Source organism: Gracilibacillus thailandensis (assembly GCF_010994055.1).
Classification (GTDB): domain Bacteria; phylum Bacillota; class Bacilli; order Bacillales; family Amphibacillaceae; genus Gracilibacillus; species Gracilibacillus lacisalsi.
Genome location: NZ_WJID01000055.1, coordinates 1 through 20,505, shown reverse-complemented (window position 1 = coordinate 20,505; position 20,505 = coordinate 1). Strand labels below are relative to the sequence as shown.

General features: G+C 36.6%; 19 protein-coding genes and 1 pseudogene. All 20 read left to right on the top strand.

Translation table 11 applies throughout. The features are described from left to right. Positions 1-29 precede the first annotated feature (29 nt). Positions 30-2,681 (top strand): valine--tRNA ligase, encoded by a 2,652-nt coding sequence (locus GH715_RS15520; RefSeq protein WP_153836154.1) that lies wholly within the window; start codon positions 30-32, stop codon positions 2,679-2,681. Between the two features lie 214 nt (positions 2,682-2,895). Next, a complete protein-coding gene (locus GH715_RS15515) occupies positions 2,896-4,149 on the top strand; it encodes a bifunctional folylpolyglutamate synthase/dihydrofolate synthase (RefSeq protein ID WP_163578703.1) in 1,254 nt (417 codons plus the stop codon). A gap of 99 nt (positions 4,150-4,248) precedes the next feature. Continuing rightward, positions 4,249-4,728 (top strand): type IV pilus modification PilV family protein, encoded by a 480-nt coding sequence (locus tag GH715_RS15510; protein ID WP_153836156.1) that lies wholly within the window; start codon positions 4,249-4,251, stop codon positions 4,726-4,728. Further along, positions 4,725-5,123 carry a PilW family protein gene (locus tag GH715_RS15505; protein WP_163578702.1) on the top strand — a complete coding sequence of 133 codons (399 nt, stop codon included), beginning with the start codon at positions 4,725-4,727 and terminating at the stop codon, positions 5,121-5,123. The genes GH715_RS15510 and GH715_RS15505 overlap by 4 nt, the downstream gene beginning before the upstream one ends. 8 nt (positions 5,124-5,131) lie before the next feature. Beyond that, entirely contained in the window at positions 5,132-6,640 is a 1,509-nt protein-coding gene (locus GH715_RS15500) for a DUF7305 domain-containing protein (RefSeq protein ID WP_153836158.1), read from the top strand. Positions 6,641-6,658: 18 nt separating this feature from the next. Next, positions 6,659-8,286 (top strand): annotated as a pseudogene (locus GH715_RS15495) (GspE/PulE family protein). A 14-nt stretch (positions 8,287-8,300) separates the two neighbouring features. Then, entirely contained in the window at positions 8,301-9,341 is a 1,041-nt protein-coding gene (locus GH715_RS15490) for a type IV pilus twitching motility protein PilT (RefSeq protein WP_153836159.1), read from the top strand. A 45-nt stretch (positions 9,342-9,386) separates the two neighbouring features. Continuing rightward, positions 9,387-10,559: a type II secretion system F family protein gene (locus tag GH715_RS15485; RefSeq protein ID WP_228760323.1), complete on the top strand. Its 1,173-nt coding sequence runs from the start codon at positions 9,387-9,389 to the stop codon at positions 10,557-10,559. 125 nt (positions 10,560-10,684) lie between these two features. Beyond that, positions 10,685-11,050, top strand: coding sequence for a competence type IV pilus major pilin ComGC (locus GH715_RS15480; RefSeq protein ID WP_153836160.1), 366 nt, complete (start codon positions 10,685-10,687; stop codon positions 11,048-11,050). Between the two features lie 103 nt (positions 11,051-11,153). Continuing rightward, positions 11,154-11,918, top strand: coding sequence for a prepilin peptidase (locus tag GH715_RS15475; protein ID WP_153836161.1), 765 nt, complete (start codon positions 11,154-11,156; stop codon positions 11,916-11,918). A gap of 7 nt (positions 11,919-11,925) precedes the next feature. Further along, positions 11,926-12,894: a type IV pilus biogenesis protein PilM gene (gene pilM, locus GH715_RS15470; RefSeq protein ID WP_163578700.1), complete on the top strand. Its 969-nt coding sequence runs from the start codon at positions 11,926-11,928 to the stop codon at positions 12,892-12,894. Between the two features lie 12 nt (positions 12,895-12,906). After that, a complete protein-coding gene (locus tag GH715_RS15465) occupies positions 12,907-13,443 on the top strand; it encodes a hypothetical protein (protein ID WP_153836163.1) in 537 nt (178 codons plus the stop codon). Next, a complete protein-coding gene (gene pilO, locus GH715_RS15460; RefSeq protein ID WP_153836164.1) occupies positions 13,433-13,981 on the top strand; it encodes a type 4a pilus biogenesis protein PilO in 549 nt (182 codons plus the stop codon). The genes GH715_RS15465 and pilO overlap by 11 nt, the downstream gene beginning before the upstream one ends. 416 nt (positions 13,982-14,397) lie before the next feature. After that, positions 14,398-15,312, top strand: coding sequence for a hypothetical protein (locus GH715_RS15455; RefSeq protein ID WP_153836165.1), 915 nt, complete (start codon positions 14,398-14,400; stop codon positions 15,310-15,312). A gap of 169 nt (positions 15,313-15,481) precedes the next feature. Next, positions 15,482-16,165, top strand: coding sequence for a RadC family protein (gene radC, locus GH715_RS15450; protein ID WP_153836172.1), 684 nt, complete (start codon positions 15,482-15,484; stop codon positions 16,163-16,165). Positions 16,166-16,352: 187 nt separating this feature from the next. After that, entirely contained in the window at positions 16,353-17,393 is a 1,041-nt protein-coding gene (locus tag GH715_RS15445; protein ID WP_153836166.1) for a rod shape-determining protein, read from the top strand. A 12-nt stretch (positions 17,394-17,405) separates the two neighbouring features. Further along, positions 17,406-18,302: a rod shape-determining protein MreC gene (gene mreC / locus GH715_RS15440; protein ID WP_153836167.1), complete on the top strand. Its 897-nt coding sequence runs from the start codon at positions 17,406-17,408 to the stop codon at positions 18,300-18,302. Then, the gene (mreD, locus tag GH715_RS15435) at positions 18,299-18,838 is read left to right on the top strand and encodes a rod shape-determining protein MreD (protein ID WP_153836168.1); all 540 of its coding nucleotides are present in this window, start codon (positions 18,299-18,301) and stop codon (positions 18,836-18,838) included. The genes mreC and mreD overlap by 4 nt, the downstream gene beginning before the upstream one ends. A gap of 36 nt (positions 18,839-18,874) precedes the next feature. Then, positions 18,875-19,558, top strand: coding sequence for a septum site-determining protein MinC (gene minC, locus GH715_RS15430; protein ID WP_163578698.1), 684 nt, complete (start codon positions 18,875-18,877; stop codon positions 19,556-19,558). Further along, complete coding sequence (gene minD / locus GH715_RS15425) at positions 19,551-20,348, top strand: septum site-determining protein MinD (protein WP_153836169.1); 798 nt, start codon at positions 19,551-19,553, stop codon at positions 20,346-20,348. The genes minC and minD overlap by 8 nt, the downstream gene beginning before the upstream one ends. Positions 20,349-20,505 lie beyond the last annotated feature (157 nt).

Genomic DNA, 20,505 nt, shown 5'->3' with positions numbered 1-20,505 from the left:
ACCGTTAGTAAATATAAGGAGGAATAAGCATGTCAGAACAACAGGAAGTTAATTTACCGCCAAAGTATGATCCAACTGCAGTTGAGAAGGGGCGTTATAACACTTGGGTAGAAGGGAAGTATTTTGAGGCAGAACGTAACACAGATAAGGAACCTTTTACGATCGTAATCCCGCCACCAAACGTAACCGGTAAATTACACATCGGTCATGCATGGGATACGACACTACAGGATATCATCACAAGAATAAAAAGAATGCAAGGCTATGATGTTCTCTACTTACCAGGAATGGACCATGCCGGTATCGCAACTCAATCAAAAGTAGAAGCAAAACTACGTGAAGAAGGTATATCTCGATATGATTTAGGCAGGGAGAAATTCCTCGACAAAGCATGGGACTGGAAAGAAGAATACGCTGGCTTTATTCGCGAACAATGGGCAAAATTAGGACTAGGTTTAGATTATTCACGCGAACGATTCACTTTAGATGAAGGTTTATCAGAAGCAGTAAAAGAAGTATTTGTTACATTGTATGAAAAAGGGCTTATCTATCGTGGAGAGTATATAATTAATTGGGATCCCGCAACAAAGACTGCTCTTTCTGATATTGAAGTAATCTATAAGGATGTGCAAGGTCATTTCTATCATATGAAATATCCTTTAGCAGATGGATCCGGACATATTGAAGTAGCTACAACGAGACCAGAAACGATGCTTGGTGATACAGCAGTCGCTGTACATCCAGATGACGAAAGGTATCAAGATTTAATAGGTAAGAAAGTTAAGCTTCCAATTGTTGGTCGAGAAATCGAAATTGTAGCTGATGATTATGTGGATATGGAATTTGGTTCAGGTGCTGTAAAAATAACACCTGCTCACGATCCAAATGACTTTGAAATTGGTAATCGCCATAACCTAGAACGTGTACTTGTGATGAACGAAGACGGTACAATGAATGAGAATGCTGGTAAATATCAAGGCATGGATCGGTTTGCATGTCGTAAACAGATCGTCAAAGACCTTCAAGATCAAGGGGTTCTGTTCAACATTGAAGAACATATGCATTCAGTGGGTCACTCGGAACGAAGCGATGCAGTGGTCGAACCATATTTGTCAACACAATGGTTTGTTGACATGCAGCCATTGGCAGATGCTGCGATTGAACTTCAAAAAGCTTCTGATGACAATAAAGTACATTTTGTACCGGATCGTTTCGAAAAAACATACCTCAGATGGATGGAAAATATCCGTGACTGGTGTATATCTAGACAATTGTGGTGGGGACACCGTATTCCTGCCTGGTATCATAAAGAAACAGGTGAAATGTATGTAGGTAAGGAAGCACCTGAAGATATCGAAAACTGGGAACAAGATCAAGATGTATTGGATACTTGGTTTTCCTCAGCGTTATGGCCATTCTCTACATTAAACTGGCCAAATACAGAGGATGAAGATTTTAAGCATTTCTTCCCAACCAATGTACTAGTAACCGGATATGATATTATCTTTTTCTGGGTATCTCGGATGATTTTCCAATCGGTTGAGTTTAATGATCAACGTCCGTTTAAAGACGTATTGATTCATGGATTAGTTCGTGATGCAGAAGGTCGCAAGATGAGTAAATCACTTGGCAATGGTGTTGATCCTATGGAAGTGATTGATAAGTACGGAGCAGACTCCTTGCGTTACTTCTTAGCAACAGGATCAAGTCCAGGACAGGATCTCCGTTTCCAGTGGGAAAAGGTAGAATCGACTTGGAACTTTGTTAATAAAATATGGAATGCTTCGCGTTTTGCTTTAATGAACATGGATGGCTTACGTTACGATGAGATTGATTTAACCGGCAAAAAATCCGTGGCGGATGAATGGATTTTGACAAGACTAAACGAAACGATAGAACAAGTAACACGTCACGTGGATAAATATGACTTTGGTGAGGCAGGACGTTACCTTTATAACTTTATTTGGGATGACTTCTGTGATTGGTATATTGAAATGGCGAAATTACCGCTTTACGGCGAAGATGAGCAAGCAAAGCTAACGACACGCTCGATTTTAGCGTATGTGTTAGATCATACGATGCGCATGCTTCATCCATTTATGCCATTTGTGACAGAAGAAATATGGCAACAGTTGCCTCACAAAGGTGAATCTATTGTACGTGCGGCATGGCCAACAGCAGATAATCAATTATCTAATGAAGCATCATCCGAAGTGATGAAGCAATTAGTGGCCATTATTCGTTCTGTCCGTAATATCCGTGCCGAAGTGGACACACCGATGTCGAAAGAAATTCCTATCATCGTTCAAGCTAATGATGAAGCGGTGAAAAAACAATTAGAAATTAACCGTATATATATAGATCGCTTCTGTAATCCGAGTGAATTAACGATTGATACAAACGTTGCGGTGCCAGGCAAAGCAATGTCTGCCGTTGTTACTGGTGCGGAGCTATTCTTACCTTTAGAAGGTTTGATCGACATTGACAAAGAGCTTAAACGTCTTCAAGGAGAATTGGATAAATTAAACAAAGAAGTTGAGCGCGTTGATAAGAAATTGGCGAATGAAGGATTTGTTAGCAAAGCTCCTGCACATGTAGTAGATGCAGAAAAAGAAAAGCAAAAAGATTACATGGAGAAGAGAGAGAAAGTACAAGCGCGAATGGAAGAACTTCAGAAATAACTAAAGCAGAGGCTGTCATTGGCAGCCTCTCTTTTTCACAACCACAAACAAATAAAATATGTTTGATTTAGAATAACTGCTTAGTTCAATGTGGACATTTTGTTCCGCTATTCATCGAAAAATGAGCGTGATTCTGTCAAATAACGCACTGAATGTCTGCTCAACAAATATTAGTTCATCGTTTTGTTTAAATAATAAAAAGGATGTTGATTTTATGATGGAATCTTTACAGGATTTGGAACATTTTTTTGCATCAAGACGAACGTTAGGAATAAAGCCTGGGTTGGAGCGATTGGATTATTTATTAGAAAAAGTGAATCATCCGCAAAAGTCAATACCAACTATCCATATTGCCGGTACGAATGGGAAAGGTTCTACTTTGACCTATTTAAAAGAAGTGTTAATGGAGGGGGGATATACTGTCGGGACTTTTCAGTCACCAGGTCTTCCTACGATTTTGGATCATATGGCGATTAATAATCGAACTATTACAGCGCAGGAATTTATTGATATTCTTCATCCGCTTTTGCCGATTATTGAAGAAATGGATCAACAAAACTTAGCTCCGTCTGAATATGAGATATTAATGATTATTACACTATTATTTCTCCAAGATAACATCGATATTGCTGTAATCGAAGCCGCTATGGGAGGCCGAGAGGACATAACCAATAGAGTTGAGCCGCTTGTAACGATTATTACAAGTATTGGATTTGATCATACAAGCTTTCTCGGTAATACACTAAAAGACATTGCTGCTCATAAAGCTGGAATTATCAAGGAAAAGGTGCCAATTATATCTGGTGATTTGGTCGATGAAGCTTTACAAGTTGTGAAAGAAGAAGCTAGTAAGCAAAGCGCACCCTTGTATTTATATGGCCAACAGTTTTGGATTGAAGAAATAGATAGGAATCATTTCCACTGGAATAATGGTACGAAGTATTATGTTATGGATCTTTCAATGAAAGGACGTCACCAAATAATGAATGTTTCTTTAGCTATACAAGCGTTGCATCTTTTACAAGATAATGGATTTAAAATTGATGACATAGCGGTGAAAAGAGGTTTGTCTCAAGCAAAACTACCCAATCGAATGGAAATCATTAAAGAACATCCAAAGATTATTGCTGATGGTGCACATAATGTCCAAAGCGTTAACAAATTAGTAGAAACGATTCAAGAAGAAAGTATAGAAGGTCGTGTCAAAGTCTTGTTCAGTGCCTTTCGAGATAAAGAGATTACCGTGATGTTGAAGGAATTAGCAAAACTAACAGACGAGATTATCGTGACAACCTTCGATCATCCAAGAGTATTATCTGAGGAAGAAGTACCTGAACATATCGTTTATATAGAATACGCTAGACAAGCACTGAATAAACTATTAGCTACTAGTAATCCAAATGATCTAATATTGATTACAGGCTCACTTCATTTTGTCGATTACGCAAAAAAATTAGTTCAAAAGTAATGTAAAATCGGCATTTTGTACTAAAAATAGTATTGTTCTTTATTATGGAAACAAGTATAATGAGTTTAACAAAAGGTTAATTGAAGGAAGGGGAGATAAATGGGAATTTACAACAGATTTCATAGTGAAAAAGGCTTTACATTAATCGAAATTCTTGCTTCGATTGTAATCCTCACCATTATCTCCCTAGGTTTTTTAGCCCTGTTTACATATGCTTCAAAGTCAAATAGTGAATCCGAAAATATTATCGATGGTAATGCTATTGCCCAAACAACAATGGAAAACATCTATGATCTAAGCAGAGAATCCTCTATTGATCAAACGATCACGCAGTTAGAAAATGATGCTTATCAGTTAATCAGTACTAGTGATCAATTTTATCATTTACGCAAGCAAGATAATCATTATTACATAGACGTAGAGTTAAAAGAAGATAATGATACTTCTAGTTTTTGGCTAGTCTCAGTCCAAGTTATTGACAAAAGAAACAATGAAAAGCGAGTAACCCAAATAGAATCCGGTTATATATGGTGTATAGAGAGGTTTGGTAATCGATGTTCAACAATCAACGAGGAGTGACATTAGTTGAATTACTTACCACTATTACGTTACTTTCAATAGTTTTAGCCTTAATCGGCTCTATTCATCTATTCTCTCAAAAGCAATTTATTCATCAATCAGAACAAGTTAACCAGCAATCTGAGATAAGAAACGCAATCACTGAAATAAGCAGACAAATTAGGACAACTCCTAGTGATCAAATATCCGTTTCTGAAAATACACTAAAGATTGATGATATCGAATACCGATTAGAAGGTAATCAGCTGCTGAAAAATCGAAGTGTTCTAGCAGAAAACATAGCCAGATTCTCCATTTCATTAGATGGATCGAAACTAAAGATCAATATAGAATCGGAACAAACGATTTTGAAGGATATAACTGCTTTAGAAACGACGCTAACATTAAGAGAGTAGGTGTATGGATGCAGAAGCGATACAATTATTTAGCAAACGAAAACGGTATTGGCTTAGTAATGGTGATGATGCTACTAGTCGTAATCTCTTTATTAGCTATCACGATTTTGTCCGTTTCTGCAGGCCAGTTAACATTAGCGACTAAAGATCGTTCTTTCCATTCCAGCTTTTATCTTGCAGAGGCAGGCCTAAACAAAACAGTGGCTGAAATTTATGATCAAGTAGATCACTTATATGCGTTGAGTCCAAATGAAGGAACTTTTTTTCAACAATTGGATAATGCCATTATGAAAGATCACGAATTAGTAGACCTTTCGTTCTCTAAACAGTATAGAAATGACCCAGAGGTGAATGTTAGTGTTTCGAGAATTTCTGATGAGAATCCTAGAACTTATGTGATTGAATCAGTAGGAAGTGTCAATGGTTCCAAGCGAACTGTGAAAACCAATATGGAAGTACGATGGGACAAGTCAACATCGATTGAAATACCGGATAATTTGGTTGCTTATACAGGGATTTTAAGTTCCAAACAGTGTGAAACCCCCCAAGCAAAATTTGCAGAGGGGGCGCAACTAAATGGAGATTATGGAACATCCTGTATCTCAGAAGGAGCAGTAGAATTTACTGGTGGTTCAAGTTTGAATGGAAATACAATTTATATCCCGACAGAAGCAGATGATTCTATTATAAAGAGGAATAATTATCACAATGAAATTCCTCCACTGTCAACTAATAATCATGTGTTAGCTGTAGAATCAATTCGTCAACTATTTGAAGAATTCCCCACCATACCTAGTTATGCCACACCGGATAATGAAACGATAGGTGATCAATACAATCACCATCAAGTGATTGAGAATGGTAATATAAATATTACCCATTATCAAGCAGATAATTATATATTAGAGTTGAATAATAATGCTTCCTTTCAAGATATTAACGTTTCGGGTAATCGTCGTTTATATATTGATACAAATGGTGTAGATCGAGAAATTACTGTTGATGATTTGAATCTGTCTAACGGGCATATCTCTATTTCTAATGGCCGACAATTAACCGTTTATGTGCAGGGAAGTATCACGTTTGGCTCAGGTAGCACATTTAATGCGGATGGTGCTTCAGAGGATTTGCATATAATTTTGGCTGGGGCGAATAAGCATTTCACATTAGCAGGTGCTCAAAAAGTAAATGGACATATTTTTGCTGAAGATGCATCGATAACTCTGACAGCTAGTGGTGGTTTTGATGGATCGATTATCACTGGCGGTAGCAAGGTTGAGTTAAGCGGTGGTACGTATAATGAATCACTTATTCTTGCGCCTTACGCTGAGGTATTAGCTACTGTTGGTTCAGAAGTGTTTGGAACTATCATTTCCGATCGCTTGACCGTTTCAGGGGGCGCAACCTTCACATACCGAAAGGTTGATGTAGACCATTTACCTGTACCTAACCATTCTGGAAGTGATAACGTTCCTGAAGATGCCTATAAGAAAGGACAAACATTAGAAAAAGATTAGCAGAAAGTGGGTGTAAACATGGCTATTCCATTTAAAAAACAAAAATTAGGTGAGCTTCTAAAACAGTCCAACCTAATTACCGAAGAAGAAATTCTCCAAGTCTTAGCTGATAAAAAAGCGGGACAGAAATTGGGGGATGCCTAGAACAAGGTTATATTTCAGAAAAACAATTAATTGATGTACTAGAAGAACAGTTAGGAATAGATTCTGTCTCTCTTTATCTATATCCGATTAAAGAGCAGGTTCTTGATCTAGTTACTAAGGATTTTGCAAGAGAACATATTTTAATTCCTATTGATCAAGAAGAAAACAAGCTAACAGTTGCCATGCATGATCCCATCGATTATTTCGCAATTGATGATTTAGAGTTGGCTACCGGATTTCAAATAAAACCGGTAATTGCTACTAGAGATGATATTTTGCAAGCAATTAACAAATATTACGATCAAAATGACTCTATCTACCAACAGCAATCTAATGTTGAGGAAGATGCACCTGCTGTTCGGATTATGGATGAAATCCTTCAGACAGGTGTTACGTTGAAGGCTAGTGATATACATATTGATCCAAATGAACAGCAAGTTAATATTCGTTATCGAGTTGACGGTATCTTACGAACAGAAAAGAAATTACAAAAGTCTTTACAAAGTGCTGTTACCGCAAGAACAAAAATTTTAGCCAATCTTAATATAACAGAGTCTAGGTTGCCTCAAGATGGAAGAGTTCGAATAATGATAGATAACCGTCCGATTGATTTACGTGTATCCACTTTGCCGACTGTTTTTGGAGAGAAGATTGTTATCCGGATTTTAGATTTGATGAATGCCTTTAAACACTTATCTGAATTAGATTTTTCAGAGAGAAATAAACAAAAATATGAAATGGTGTTGAAACAGCCATCTGGTTTAATTTTGCTAACTGGACCAACTGGCTCTGGTAAAACGACAACCCTTTATGCATCTATTAATGAGTTAAATCATGATGATGTCAACATTATTACGGTAGAGGATCCGGTTGAATATCAAATTGACGGAGTTAATCAAGTTCAAGTTAATAATGCCATTGGCCTTACTTTCGCGAACGGACTGCGTTCGATATTGAGACAGGATCCTAATATAATCATGGTTGGAGAAATCCGTGACAAAGAGACTGCTGAAATAGCGATTCGATCCGCATTAACTGGCCATCTCGTGTTTAGTACGTTACACACCAATAGTGCGATAGCAGCAATTCCTCGTTTATTTGATATGGAAATTGAGCCCTATTTAGTTGTCTCGTCTTTAACAGCTATTATGGCCCAACGCTTAGTGAAAGTAATTTGCCCGGATTGTAAATCTGAACGTCCGGTAACTAAAATGGAACAAGAACTTTTCCAAAAACATGATATAGAAATCGAAACAATCAGTGAAGGAGCAGGATGTAATTCGTGTAGAGGTACTGGTTATAAAGGACGAATAGCCATTCATGAATTATTAGTAATCAACGACAAAATTAGATATTTCATGATGAATCGACATAGTATGACTGAAATTCGCGATTACGCTCGTCAACATGGTATGCTTTTTTTATTAGATGATGGACTTCACAAAGTGAAAAAAGGGAAAACAACGATGGAAGAAGTGTTAAGGGTTGTAGCGGAAGACTAATCTAGGAGGACGTTATGAAACTATTAGAAGACTTGTTAAAAGCTGCACATGAACGAAAAGCTTCAGATCTACATCTCACAGTGGGAACTAAACCTGTCTATCGGGTGAATGGTGCCTTAAAAAGCTTTCATGATTTTACTATCAGACCTGATGATACAGAGTATATAGCGAAAGAAATATTAACCGATGAACTATGGAATAAATTACATAAGGATAAAGAAATAGATTTATCGTATAGTATAAGTGGCGTATCTCGATTCAGAGTAAACATTTACTTTCAACGTGGATGTATTTCGTTAGCTTTTCGGACGATTCCCCGTGAAATACCAACTATTGAGGGACTTCAGTTACCGGACTCTCTAAAATCACTTATGGAGAAAGAAGATGGCTTAGTATTAGTTACAGGACCTACCGGGAGTGGAAAAACCAGTACTTTAGCAGCGTTAGTAAACTATATGAATCAAACAATGAATCGACATATTATTACACTAGAAGATCCGATTGAATACTTACACGCACATAATCAGTCTATTATTGACCAGAGGGAAATCGGCTTGGATGCGAAAAATTTCAAAAGTGGTCTTCGAGCTTGCTTGCGTCAAGATCCAGATGTCATTTTAGTCGGAGAGTTGCGAGATTTAGAAACGATTTCTATTGCGATAACAGCAGCGGAGACAGGTCATCTCGTATTGGGGACTCTGCATACTAGTGGTGTCACTTCTACAGTTAATAGAATCATAGATGTTTTTCCACCAGCACAAAAACAACAAATACGAATTCAGTTAGCAAGTGTATTGCAAGCTGTTATCTCTCAACGTTTATTTCCTACAATTGATAATGCTAGTCGTATTGCAGCTACAGAGATTTTAGTGAACAATGCAGCGATTCAAAATTTAATTCGTAAAGAAAAAGTGCATCAAATTCCAAATATTATTCAAACATCGCGTGAAATGGGGATGCATAGTTTTCAACAAGATATTAGACGATTAGTCACTAAAGGACATCTGTCAAGAGATGTAGTTAAAGCATATCTCTCTGAGGTTGATTTTCATTAGGATTGAGGTGTTTCCGTGCTGTACTATCGATATAAAGGTAGGAACTTGCAAGGTAAATTAAAAAAAGGAAAATTAAAAGCTGAATCGGAAAAAGAAGTGATTCGATTGTTGGAACAAGATGGGATAACCGTATTTGATATTAAACCGTTAGACTCCTTTTTATATAAAGATATCACCATTGGCAAACCAATCAAGCTCCGGGATTTTGTTTTATTTTTACGACAGTTTGCAACCCTTATTGAGTCAGGAATATCAATTATTGAATCGATTCAGATTCTGGCTAAGCAAACAGGAAATAAGGCTTTTTCACAGACATTAATGCAAGTAGCCGAAGACTTACAAGAAGGGATTGGTTTATCTGAAGCGATGAAAGAGCATCGTGCGTTCTTTCCTGATCTGCTAACAAGAATGGTGAATGCAGGAGAAATAAGTGGTAATTTAGATGAAATATTAAATAATATGGCAAATTATTATGAGAAACAATATCAACTAAAACAAAAAATTAAAACTGCATTAGCTTATCCGATTTTTGTTAGTATCTTCGCCATTTTCATCACCCTATTTTTATTAGTTTATATTGTACCGATTTTTACCGATTTGTTCGCCTCTTTTGGAGAAGAATTACCAATTTATACTTCACTAGTTTTACATATCAGTGAGTTTGTCAAAGACACGTGGTGGATTATGCTACTATTGTTGTTACTCTGCTTCTTAGTAATGAAATCGATGATGCGATCAGGTCAGATAGCTTATCAAATAGATGTGATTAAATTAAAGTTGCCAATTATCGGCCCATTTCTTCAAAAATCACAATTAACGAGAATGTCCCAGACAATGAGTACACTGTTAAATAGTTCTGTACCTATTTTGCAATCAGTGAAAATTACCGAAAAGATAGTGGAGAACCGATTAATCTCTTCTGTTCTGACGAAAAGCTATGTAGCTTTAGAAAGGGGAGAATCAATGGCAAGTGCGATGCAGACACATTCTATTATCCCGCCGATGGTAGTTCAAATGATTGCTGTGGGAGAACGTACAGGTTCACTGGATAAAATGTTGCATAAAATTGCAGATTTCTATGAGAAAGACTTAGACGAAGCCTCCGATAAATTAAAAGCTCTCATTGAACCATTATTGATCGTGATTCTTTCGGTAATAGTAGGTTCAATAGTCCTAGCGATTGTAGTCCCGATGTTTACTATTTTTGATATGTTATAACGTCTAAAAGTCGCAAAAATATACTGTATAATTTGATGAATTATAGTATAATAGTCTCAAGATATAAAAAAGATATTTCCAACAATATACTTTAGAAATATAAAGCAATAGAAAGGAGAAGAGAAATGAGAGAAATATGGAAAAAATGGAATAAGGAAGATGGTTTTACATTAGTGGAATTGTTGGCAGTGATTGTGATTTTAGGTATTATTGTTGCTATTGCAGTCCCAGCGATTGGTAGTATTATTGATAGAGCTGAGGAAGGTGCTCAAGAAGCAGAGGCAGAATTAATCGAAAATGCTGCACGATTGGCATTAATTGCAGCTCAAGCAGACGGGGAAGAAGCGGATTGGGTATTTGATGGTGGGGATCAACCAAATATAACAGTACAAGAATTACTGGATAATGGATATCTGGAAACTGATGATCCACCAAGTGGTACGCTTAGACATGTTGAAGGAACTACATTTACCTTTGAACGTGATGAATAGATTATAAAAAGATTTAAAGTGAAAGACATTCTCAAAAGCCGGAATATGGACTACTGAAATATTCCGGTTCATTTTAACCAAGCCTTAAAATAGGAGTTAGCAGATGGATATTGTATATAGTGGAGTAAGCTTTGTCTTTGGATTAATTTTAGGTTCTTTTTATAATGTAGTCGGCCTTAGAATTCCACAACAGACGTTTTTATCCTCATCACGTTCTGCATGTCCAGCATGTAACCAGACATTAAGGTGGTATGAATTAATACCTGTTCTTTCCTTTATCTTGCAAAAAGGCAAGTGCCGGAACTGTCAGCAGTCAATTTCTATTCTTTATCCATTGGTGGAATTGCTTACAGGGATTGGCTTTCTGCTGAGCTATTTGCATTTAGGATTATCATTAGATTTATGGATCACATTTAGTTTAATTAGTTTATTCTCCATTGTCTTAGTAACAGACCTTCGTTTTATGCTCATCCCTAATAAAATTTTACTATGCTTCTTGCCTGTCTTTATTCTGTTTCGCGTGTTGCAACCTCTTGAACCATGGTGGTCCAGTATTACTGGTGCGATAGCAGGTTACGGTCTTCTTGCACTTATTATTATAGTCAGCAGAGGTGGTATGGGAGCAGGAGACATGAAATTACTAGGTTTACTAGGCATAATACTAGGCTTTCCTTACATATTACTTGCTTTTTTTATTGCAACAATTATTGGATTATTATCTAGTATGATTATGATGTTGAAAAGTGGATTTAAAGCAAAGCAGGAAGTACCGTTCGGCCCAGCGATAATCCTGGGGGCTCTTATAACGTTTCTTTTCGGTGATTATCTCGTGGAAGCCTACCTTAATCTGATTTGGTATGGAAAGTAGAAAGAAGGTGAGTATCATTTTTCATAATAAGCATGTACACCTAGTTATATATGATCGTTATCTTCGGTATATCGTATCCAAAAAGAATCGGTTAGAGGATATCGTAGATTCAGGAGAACTTCTGTTAAAGGAAGGTTTAATAAAAGACGGAAGGATAATGGATAAAGAGGGGTTCCATTATCATCTGGAACGTATTGTGAAACAGAAGAAGTGGAAAAGGGCAAACATTTCATTTATAGTTTCTGATGGATTTGTTGCAATTCGCCATCATCAGATTCCTGCAGGGTTAAAGAAAGAGGAAACGAAAGCAGTTCTACAAAGAGAAGCTAAAGACCAGCTTCGATTACCTTTTCAAGATCCAATCATTGATTTTGGTCTGATCAAAAAGCTAGAAACGACAAATGAAATACTTGTTTTTGCTTATCCGAGAGATGTATTAAATCCATATCTAGCAGTGATGGAATCTGTACATTTAAACCCAGTTATTGCTGACGTATCCTCTCTTGCTTTATCTAGGGTTTATCAGCAGTTTGTTACCAATAGAACAGATGAGCAAGATACCCTTATCCTGCAATGGGGAAAAGACGGATTGGTCCTTGCGGCTTTCGAACATGGACTAATCGTTTTCTCCAGACATGTTCCATCTCCAACAGATGAACGAATGTGGTCATGGAGCTTTGAACGAAATAAATTAGAATGGAATGGCAGTGAAGAAGATTTACAGGAATTAATGGATACTCATCTATTAACCATTGAACGATTTCTTGATTTCTATCGATATTCTGTTCAAAACGGTGAAAAAGCGATTGAAAAAATTGTCATAGCAGGAGATTTTCCATTTCTCGACTTAGCGATTCAATTATTAAGTGAACAGACTAAAGTACCTGTAATAGAAATGGGGAAATATTTGCCGAAAACTATCTCAGTAGCGTTTAGTGATTTAGCCGGGCTTCTTTTAAGAGGGAATTCTAAATAATAGGGTGATCAGATGCAGATAAATTTTATAGAACATAAAGCTTTTAACCTTACACCATATATCTTAATTGTCCTTGCTTTCATAGGCTTAATCGTTTCTGTTTGGTTTGTAATGGTTCCTTATATTTCTTTAAAGAATGAGGTAAGTTCGATGGAAGAACAATTCGAGATTAATGGAGAAGCGGAATCAGAAGCATTGCAATTAGAAAAACTGGTCGAACAACATGAGCAATTATCGGACTATATATCAAATATTGAAGAAGGGTTAATCGATCATATTGCATTAGTCGATCAATTGATTGCCTTTCTACCAAACAGTAGTAGGATAGAACATCTCCATTACATACAAGATGAATCAATTGAGGTAACAATGAGTTCAGCAAGGTTTAAAGATATAGCGATATATAACGAATCATTAACCTCTCAGCCATATGTAACAGATGTTAGCTTTCAGTTTATGGAACGTTCAAATGAGGGAGACTTTCAAGCGGCATATAGAATTGTAATCAATTCGAATAAGTGGATGGAGGTGGTGCAGTATGACGATTAAATGGACGCGCATCACACTTTTCTGGTTGATTATGATTGTATTATTTGTTGTTAGTATTTATTTTGTCGGTAAACTATATTTACTTGACCCTTTAGAGAACAAGAAAACAAGTATAGAGCAAAAAGTCGATACACAGAGTATGTATATTGAAAATGCGGAAATGTGGCAAGAAACGGTTTCCGGGATATCAACAGAAACGTTACACAAGCTACCAATTACAAAGGGCAATAATCAAATCGTGAGAATGATGGATCAAGCTGTAAAGGATTCTGGTTTAACCATTGAGCAAATTTTAGTAGAAGAAAAATCACCTGAAGAAGGTGATAACCTGCATCGACTGATGTATCAAGTAGAAGGAATAGCGCCATCATATGAGTCATTTCAGCAATTTGTAACACAGATAATCGCAAATGAACGTATCATAGAAATATTTGAATTGAGCATTGACCGTGAAGATAAAACAGAAGCAGCTTTTCAATTTAACATCCAATTTTATGCATTTTACGCTCCCGATTTTAAAAACTCGAATCAGAAATAACGAATAAAGAAAAAAGCACTCCATAACGGAAGTGCTTTTTTTACAAGGAAAGAAAGTATATAATCCGCGGTATCAACGCATTTGTAAGCAGAGTAGCCATTTTGAAATAGCATGTACAGGAAACCATCGCTGCGGCTGCCCGCTTCCCTTGGGCAAGCCGTAGCGGTTGTTACGCCTATTATTCATGTCAAAATAACTACTTTGGACAGGACCGGCGGGGTTTGCCGGTTTTTCTTAGTATCTATCGATTTAGCAGAGTCTGGTAATATATTTAGAATCTTTATGCTTATCTCGTTTTTTAAAACTATCTGTCACATTTTGATGAACGCTTTTTTGATAGTAATGACAAAAGTCGCCTTACATCTCGAAATAGATATGATAGGGTGATAGAAAAGGATTTGAAACGAGGGATTACCGTGGATAATAAAAAGCAAATTTCAATTCAAATCAACCAGAATAAAAACGGTTCAACTAAGCATAGTTCTACTAATCAATCCACATTAGAAGATTACATCAGAGAAAATCATCACCCAATGATGGATGATGATCAAGTATTTAAACGGAAATATACTCCAGACTCTAGTGCATTTAATCAATCTAAAAAGCCATCCTTTTGGTCAAAGTATAAGTCATTCATTATTTCTGCTTGTACAGCTATAGTAATAGGATCTTTTCTAGGGCTAATAATGCTGAAGATTTTTGTGGATTTGGACCCGGAAGAGGTAGCGTTTGAGCAGCAAAATACTTCTAACGACCAAGCGGTTAGTGCTACAAGTGATCAGTCAGATGAGAAAGGCAATACTACTGCCAATGCACAAGAAGGAGAGGCTTTTCAAAGCCAAGCTTTTGATTTTTTCGTTACTCAGGCAGGAGTGTTTACAAATCAGAGTGCAGCACAGCAATTAGTTCAAGAGTTACAAGAAGATCAAATAGAAAGTATGGTTTGGTCTCGTGATGAAAATTTCCATGTTTTTGTTGGCCTAAAGTCTACACATGAAGCATCAAAGCAATTCACAAGCAGTGCTTTTCCTAGCAATTATGAATTGTATGGTGGAAAGGAATGGCATATTGAATCTGCTTCGATCTCGCTTTCAGAAGAAGAAAAGGATTGGCTTGCAGGTCTGGAAAGTCTATTAGAAGAAATGATCGAAGGTAATTTGGATGAGGCAGTGATTGATCAATGGTTGGCTGATCAGCCATCCGCTGTATCTGAAGAAATCCAAGCAATGAGTAAAGAGATAGAGTCAGTAAAAACAGAAGAGGATGAACAAGCCAGCCAAGTAACATTATTAAAAATATTAAATCAATATGAAAATATTGCAAACGAGTAATTTTGTTTTTTCATACTCTAGAGGTAGCAAGTATTGCTTTTTTCTTATAACGAAAATCGTAATACTTGTTATTTTTAGTGCTAGAAAATCTATATATGGCTATTTGCTGATGATATTCCTTGTCGTTAAAATAAAAGATATTGCTTTGAAGGAGGAATATACATTGGAGATGACCACTATTAAAATGAAAGAAGTACCTAAAGAAGATCGGCCAAGAGAACGACTATTGGAACATGGTCCTGAACATTTATCGAATCAGGAATTACTAGCAATCTTATTGGGTTCAGGGACACAGAAAGAAAATGTACATCAATTAGCTGAAAAAGTACTGCAACATTTTGAAGGATTAAGAATGCTGAAAGATGTTACGATTGAAGAATTAACCGAAATCAAAGGTATTGGTCAGGTAAAAGGGGTTAATATTCTTGCAGCAGTAGAATTTGGTAAGAGAATTCAACAATTTAAAGAAAAGGAGAGGTATGTGATAAGAAGTCCGGAAGATGGTGCGAATTATGTAATGGAGGAAATGAGCAGTCTGAAACAGGAACATTTTGTAACCATCTTTCTTAACACGAAGAATCAAGTGATTCACCGACAAACGATCTTCATTGGTAGTTTGAATGCTTCCATTGTCCATCCTCGAGAAGTTTTCCGCGAAGCAATTAAAAGATCTGCAGCTTCTATCATCTGTGCACATAATCATCCTTCAGGCGATCCAACCCCTTCCCAAGAAGATATCCATGTTACCAAGCGGTTAAGTGAGAGTGGAAAAATGATAGGTATTGAACTTTTGGATCATTTGATAATTGGTGATCACAAATTTATTTCATTAAAAGAAAAAGGGTACTTATAGCACTATCTATTTTTGCTAAAGTTAAGTATAATAGAATTAACAAGCTTTTATAGCGCCTTATACAAGATCGCTTGTATAAAGGCGCTTATTATTATGAAAGAATATAATTTCTTGATTGAAAGCCAATAAAAGCATAAAATATTGAAGTGAATGTTTTGTATAATAATGGTTGAGAGGAAGAACAAGATTGGGATTATTTAATTTATCACAAGATTTAGGGATTGATTTAGGTACAGCAAACACATTAGTATTCATCAAAGGGAAAGGCATTGTTGTGCGTGAACCTTCCGTTGTAGCAATAAATAAGACAACAGGTGATATTGAGGCAGTTGGTAGTGATGCCAAGAATATGATCGGTCGTACGCCGGGTAATATTCAAGTTATTCGTCCGATGAAAGACGGTGTTATTGCAGATTATGATACTACTGCTGCGATGATGAAATATTATATTAAATTAGCACAGAAAAACAGATCCAGCTTTGCTAAAAAACCTAATGTAATGGTATGTGTACCATCAGGAATAACTATGGTTGAAGAACGAGCTGTCATTGATGCAACGAAACATGCAGGTGCAAAGGATGCATTTCCAATTGCAGAACCATTCGCTGCAGCTATAGGTGCTGGTTTACCTGTATGGGAACCTACTGGTAGTATGATTGTAGATATTGGTGGAGGAACAACTGAAGTAGCGGTTATTTCCCTTGGAGGTATCGTGACAAGCAGGTCCATTCGTACCGCTGGTGATGACATGGATGAAGCAATCATTCAATATGTCAAAAGAACGTACAACCTGATGATCGGTGAGCGTACAGCAGAATCATTAAAGATGGATATAGGATCTGCTAAAGCTTCATCTGAGAAGGAGTTAATGGATATTCGAGGACGTGACTTATTAACAGGATTACCAAAAACAATTAGTGTAAGTGCTTCTGAAATTGCATCTGCATTAAAAGATACAGTGGATGCCATTGTAGAAGCGGTGAAAAATACTTTAGAAAGTACGCCACCTGAACTTGCAGCTGATATTATGGATAGAGGTATTGTGTTATCCGGAGGGGGAGCACTTTTAAAGGATTTAGATGAAGTAATTAGTGATGAAACAAAAATGCCGGTATTTGTTGCTGATGAACCGTTAGATAGTGTTGCAATCGGTACAGGGAAATCCTTGGAATATATCGAGCATTTTCGATCACATCCAAATGTAGGGGTGCAGCGCTTATCAGATTAAGAAGGTGTTATGATGTTTTATAAAAAGAGAAGACTATTTATTTTAATGATTTCGTTAATTATTATTGTTGGTTTGATCGGTTTTTCTTTACGAGAAAGAACGGAACTAACTATTATTGAAGACTTTATTCATGACAGTGTTGGTTGGGCGCAGGAAGTGATTAATAAGCCAATTGCGTTCACAACTGGCGTTGCTAATAATATTAAAGAAATCCGAAATGTCTATCGTGAAAACCAACAATTAAAATCAAGCTTAGACGAGATAAGACAGCTAGAATATGAAAACCAAGAGCTAACGAAAGAAATCGATGAATTAAAGGAAGTTTTGGATAAATCAGAGTCAGATTTCCTGCAAAATTTTGAGGCCATTCAGGCATCTGTAATTGCAAGGAGCAAGGATCAATGGTTTAAGTTAATCACGATTAATAAAGGAACACAAGATGGTGTTCAGCCAAATATGTCAGTGATAACCGGAAAAGGGATGATCGGTAAAGTTCAAACTAGCTCACCGTTTACGTCCACCGTTTTATTGCTTAACGGATTTGACCGAACCAATCGAATTTCAGTAAATGTATATGAAGAAGATAAAGAAACAGATAGTTCTGGATTCATTGTTGGCTATGATGAAGAATCAGAGTTACTATTGTTAGAAATGAATGATAATGACAAGGATTTAGAAAAAGGCCAGTATGTATTTTCTTCAGGACTTGGTGGGGTCTTTCCAAAAGGGCTTGAAATTGGTGAAGTTGTTGATGTAGAAGCTGATCGTTATGAATTAACGAGTATAGCCCATGTAAAACCTTCAGCTGATTTGGAGGATTTAAATCATGTTATTGTCATCGATCGTTCGATGACGACTGTAGATGAAATAGAAGAAGTTGAAGAGCAAACGGAGGAGGATGAATCATGAAACGGATGATCCCTTTTCTTATTGCTCTCATCTGTTTTTTATTAGTGATACTGGAAGGTACATTAGCTCAAGTTTCTCTACCATTTCTGAAAGATGAATGGATAAATGTATCGCATTTTCTGTTTATATTTCTGTTATATGTCACGATCTTTTTTGAAAAAGAATCTACATACTATGCCATTGCACTGTCGATTATTTTCAGCTTGATTAACGATATTGTCTATACGGATGTGATCGGTGTGTATGTATTTGCTTATACAGCGGTTTTATACGCAGCAAGAGTATTAATGAAGTTGTTACAGTCGAACTTTCTGATTGCTCTATTGATGACGGCTGCAGGAGTTGTGGTTACAGACATTTTGATCTTTTTCCTTTATAATATTATTCAAGTACATGTTGATAGTTGGAGTGTATATTGGCAAAACAGGTTGATTCCGACAAGTATATGGAATATACTTTTTGGCTTGCTTATATATCTTATCTTTGCAAAAAAATTAACAAAATGGTCGTACATTAAGTTTGAACGAGCAGATTGATAACGGTTAGTGAATGTTTTAAGGGGTTGAATTGAAGTGGCAACAAATAAATGGATTACAATAAAGGGAACAAGAGATGGTCTAACCCTTTTTATGAATGATCAATGTGCATGGAATGAGCTGCTCGAGGAATTGGAAGAAATACTTTCTACAAAACATATGGCAACGGATGAGCCATTGATCACTGTGAAAATTGAATTAGGAAACCGTTATGTGACGAATCAGCAAGAACAAACGTTACGAGAAGTTATTCGCAAACATAATAAGTTAGTTGTTGACAAGATAGCTTCGAATGTTATTTTAAAAGAAGAAGCGTTACAATGGAAAGAAGAAACAGATGTCAATTTACATAATAAGATTATTCGTTCTGGACAAGTATTAGAAATTAATGGTGACTTATTATTGGTGGGGGATGTGAATCCCGGCGGTAAAATAGTTGCAACTGGTAATATTTTTGTGATGGGTAATTTACGAGGAATTGCGCATGCTGGCGCAGATGGTAATAGAGATGCTGTAATAGCTGCTGCACATATGGCACCAAGTCAATTACGGATAGCGGAAGTAATTAGCAGGTCACCAGACGCTGACTCGGAAGGTGTCCCTATGGAATGCGGCTTTATTGATTCAAAGGGTGAACAAATTGTAATGGACCGGATCAGTACTATCGCAAGATCGCGTCCAGACTTAAATGCTTTTGAAAGGAGAGTTATGAATGGGTGAAGCTATCGTTATTACTTCTGGTAAAGGTGGTGTCGGTAAAACGACAACTACGGCAAATCTAGGAACTTCATTAGCATTACTAGATAAGAAAGTTTGTTTAATAGATACAGATATCGGACTGCGAAATTTAGATGTGATTATGGGGCTTGAAAATCGTATCATTTATGATATCGTGGATGTGCTGGAAAAAAGGTGTAAAATTTCTCAAGCGTTAATTAAAGACAAACGCTTTGATTGTTTATATTTATTACCGGCTGCACAAACAAGTGATAAATCCGCGCTAACTCCTGAAGGTATGGTGGAAATCATTGAAGAATTGAAGCCGGATTATGATTACATATTAATTGATTGCCCGGCAGGTATCGAGCAAGGTTATCGTAATGCAGTGGCTGGGGCAGATAAATCGATTGTCGTGACGACTCCTGAGAAATCAAGCGTAAGGGATGCAGATCGAATTATCGGTTTATTAGAACAAGAAGATATGGAACCTCCTCATTTAATCATTAATCGTATCCGTAATCATATGGTGAAAAATGGTGATATGCTGGATGTAGATGAAATAATCCAAGTATTGTCCATAGATTTATTAGGAATTGTTGCAGATGACGACGATGTGATCAAAGCATCTAATCATGGCGAACCTGTTGCCTTTCAACCTAACACACGAGCTTCTATCGCCTACCGTAATATTGCAAGAAGAATCCTGGGCGAATCAGTTCCCCTACTCTCGTTAGAGGAAAAAGTATCATTCTTAGACAAAGTAAAAAAAGCATTCGGAATAAAAAAATAATCTATAAAAAAGAGTTTGCCTCCTATTAGGTAAACTCTTTTTTACCATCATATTCCGGTCAGTTCCATAACATATTATACATATACTGCGAAGTAACTGGACATGGATTTGTTCTCCCCCCGTACTCGTACTGCATTAAGAGATAATTTTGAAATAT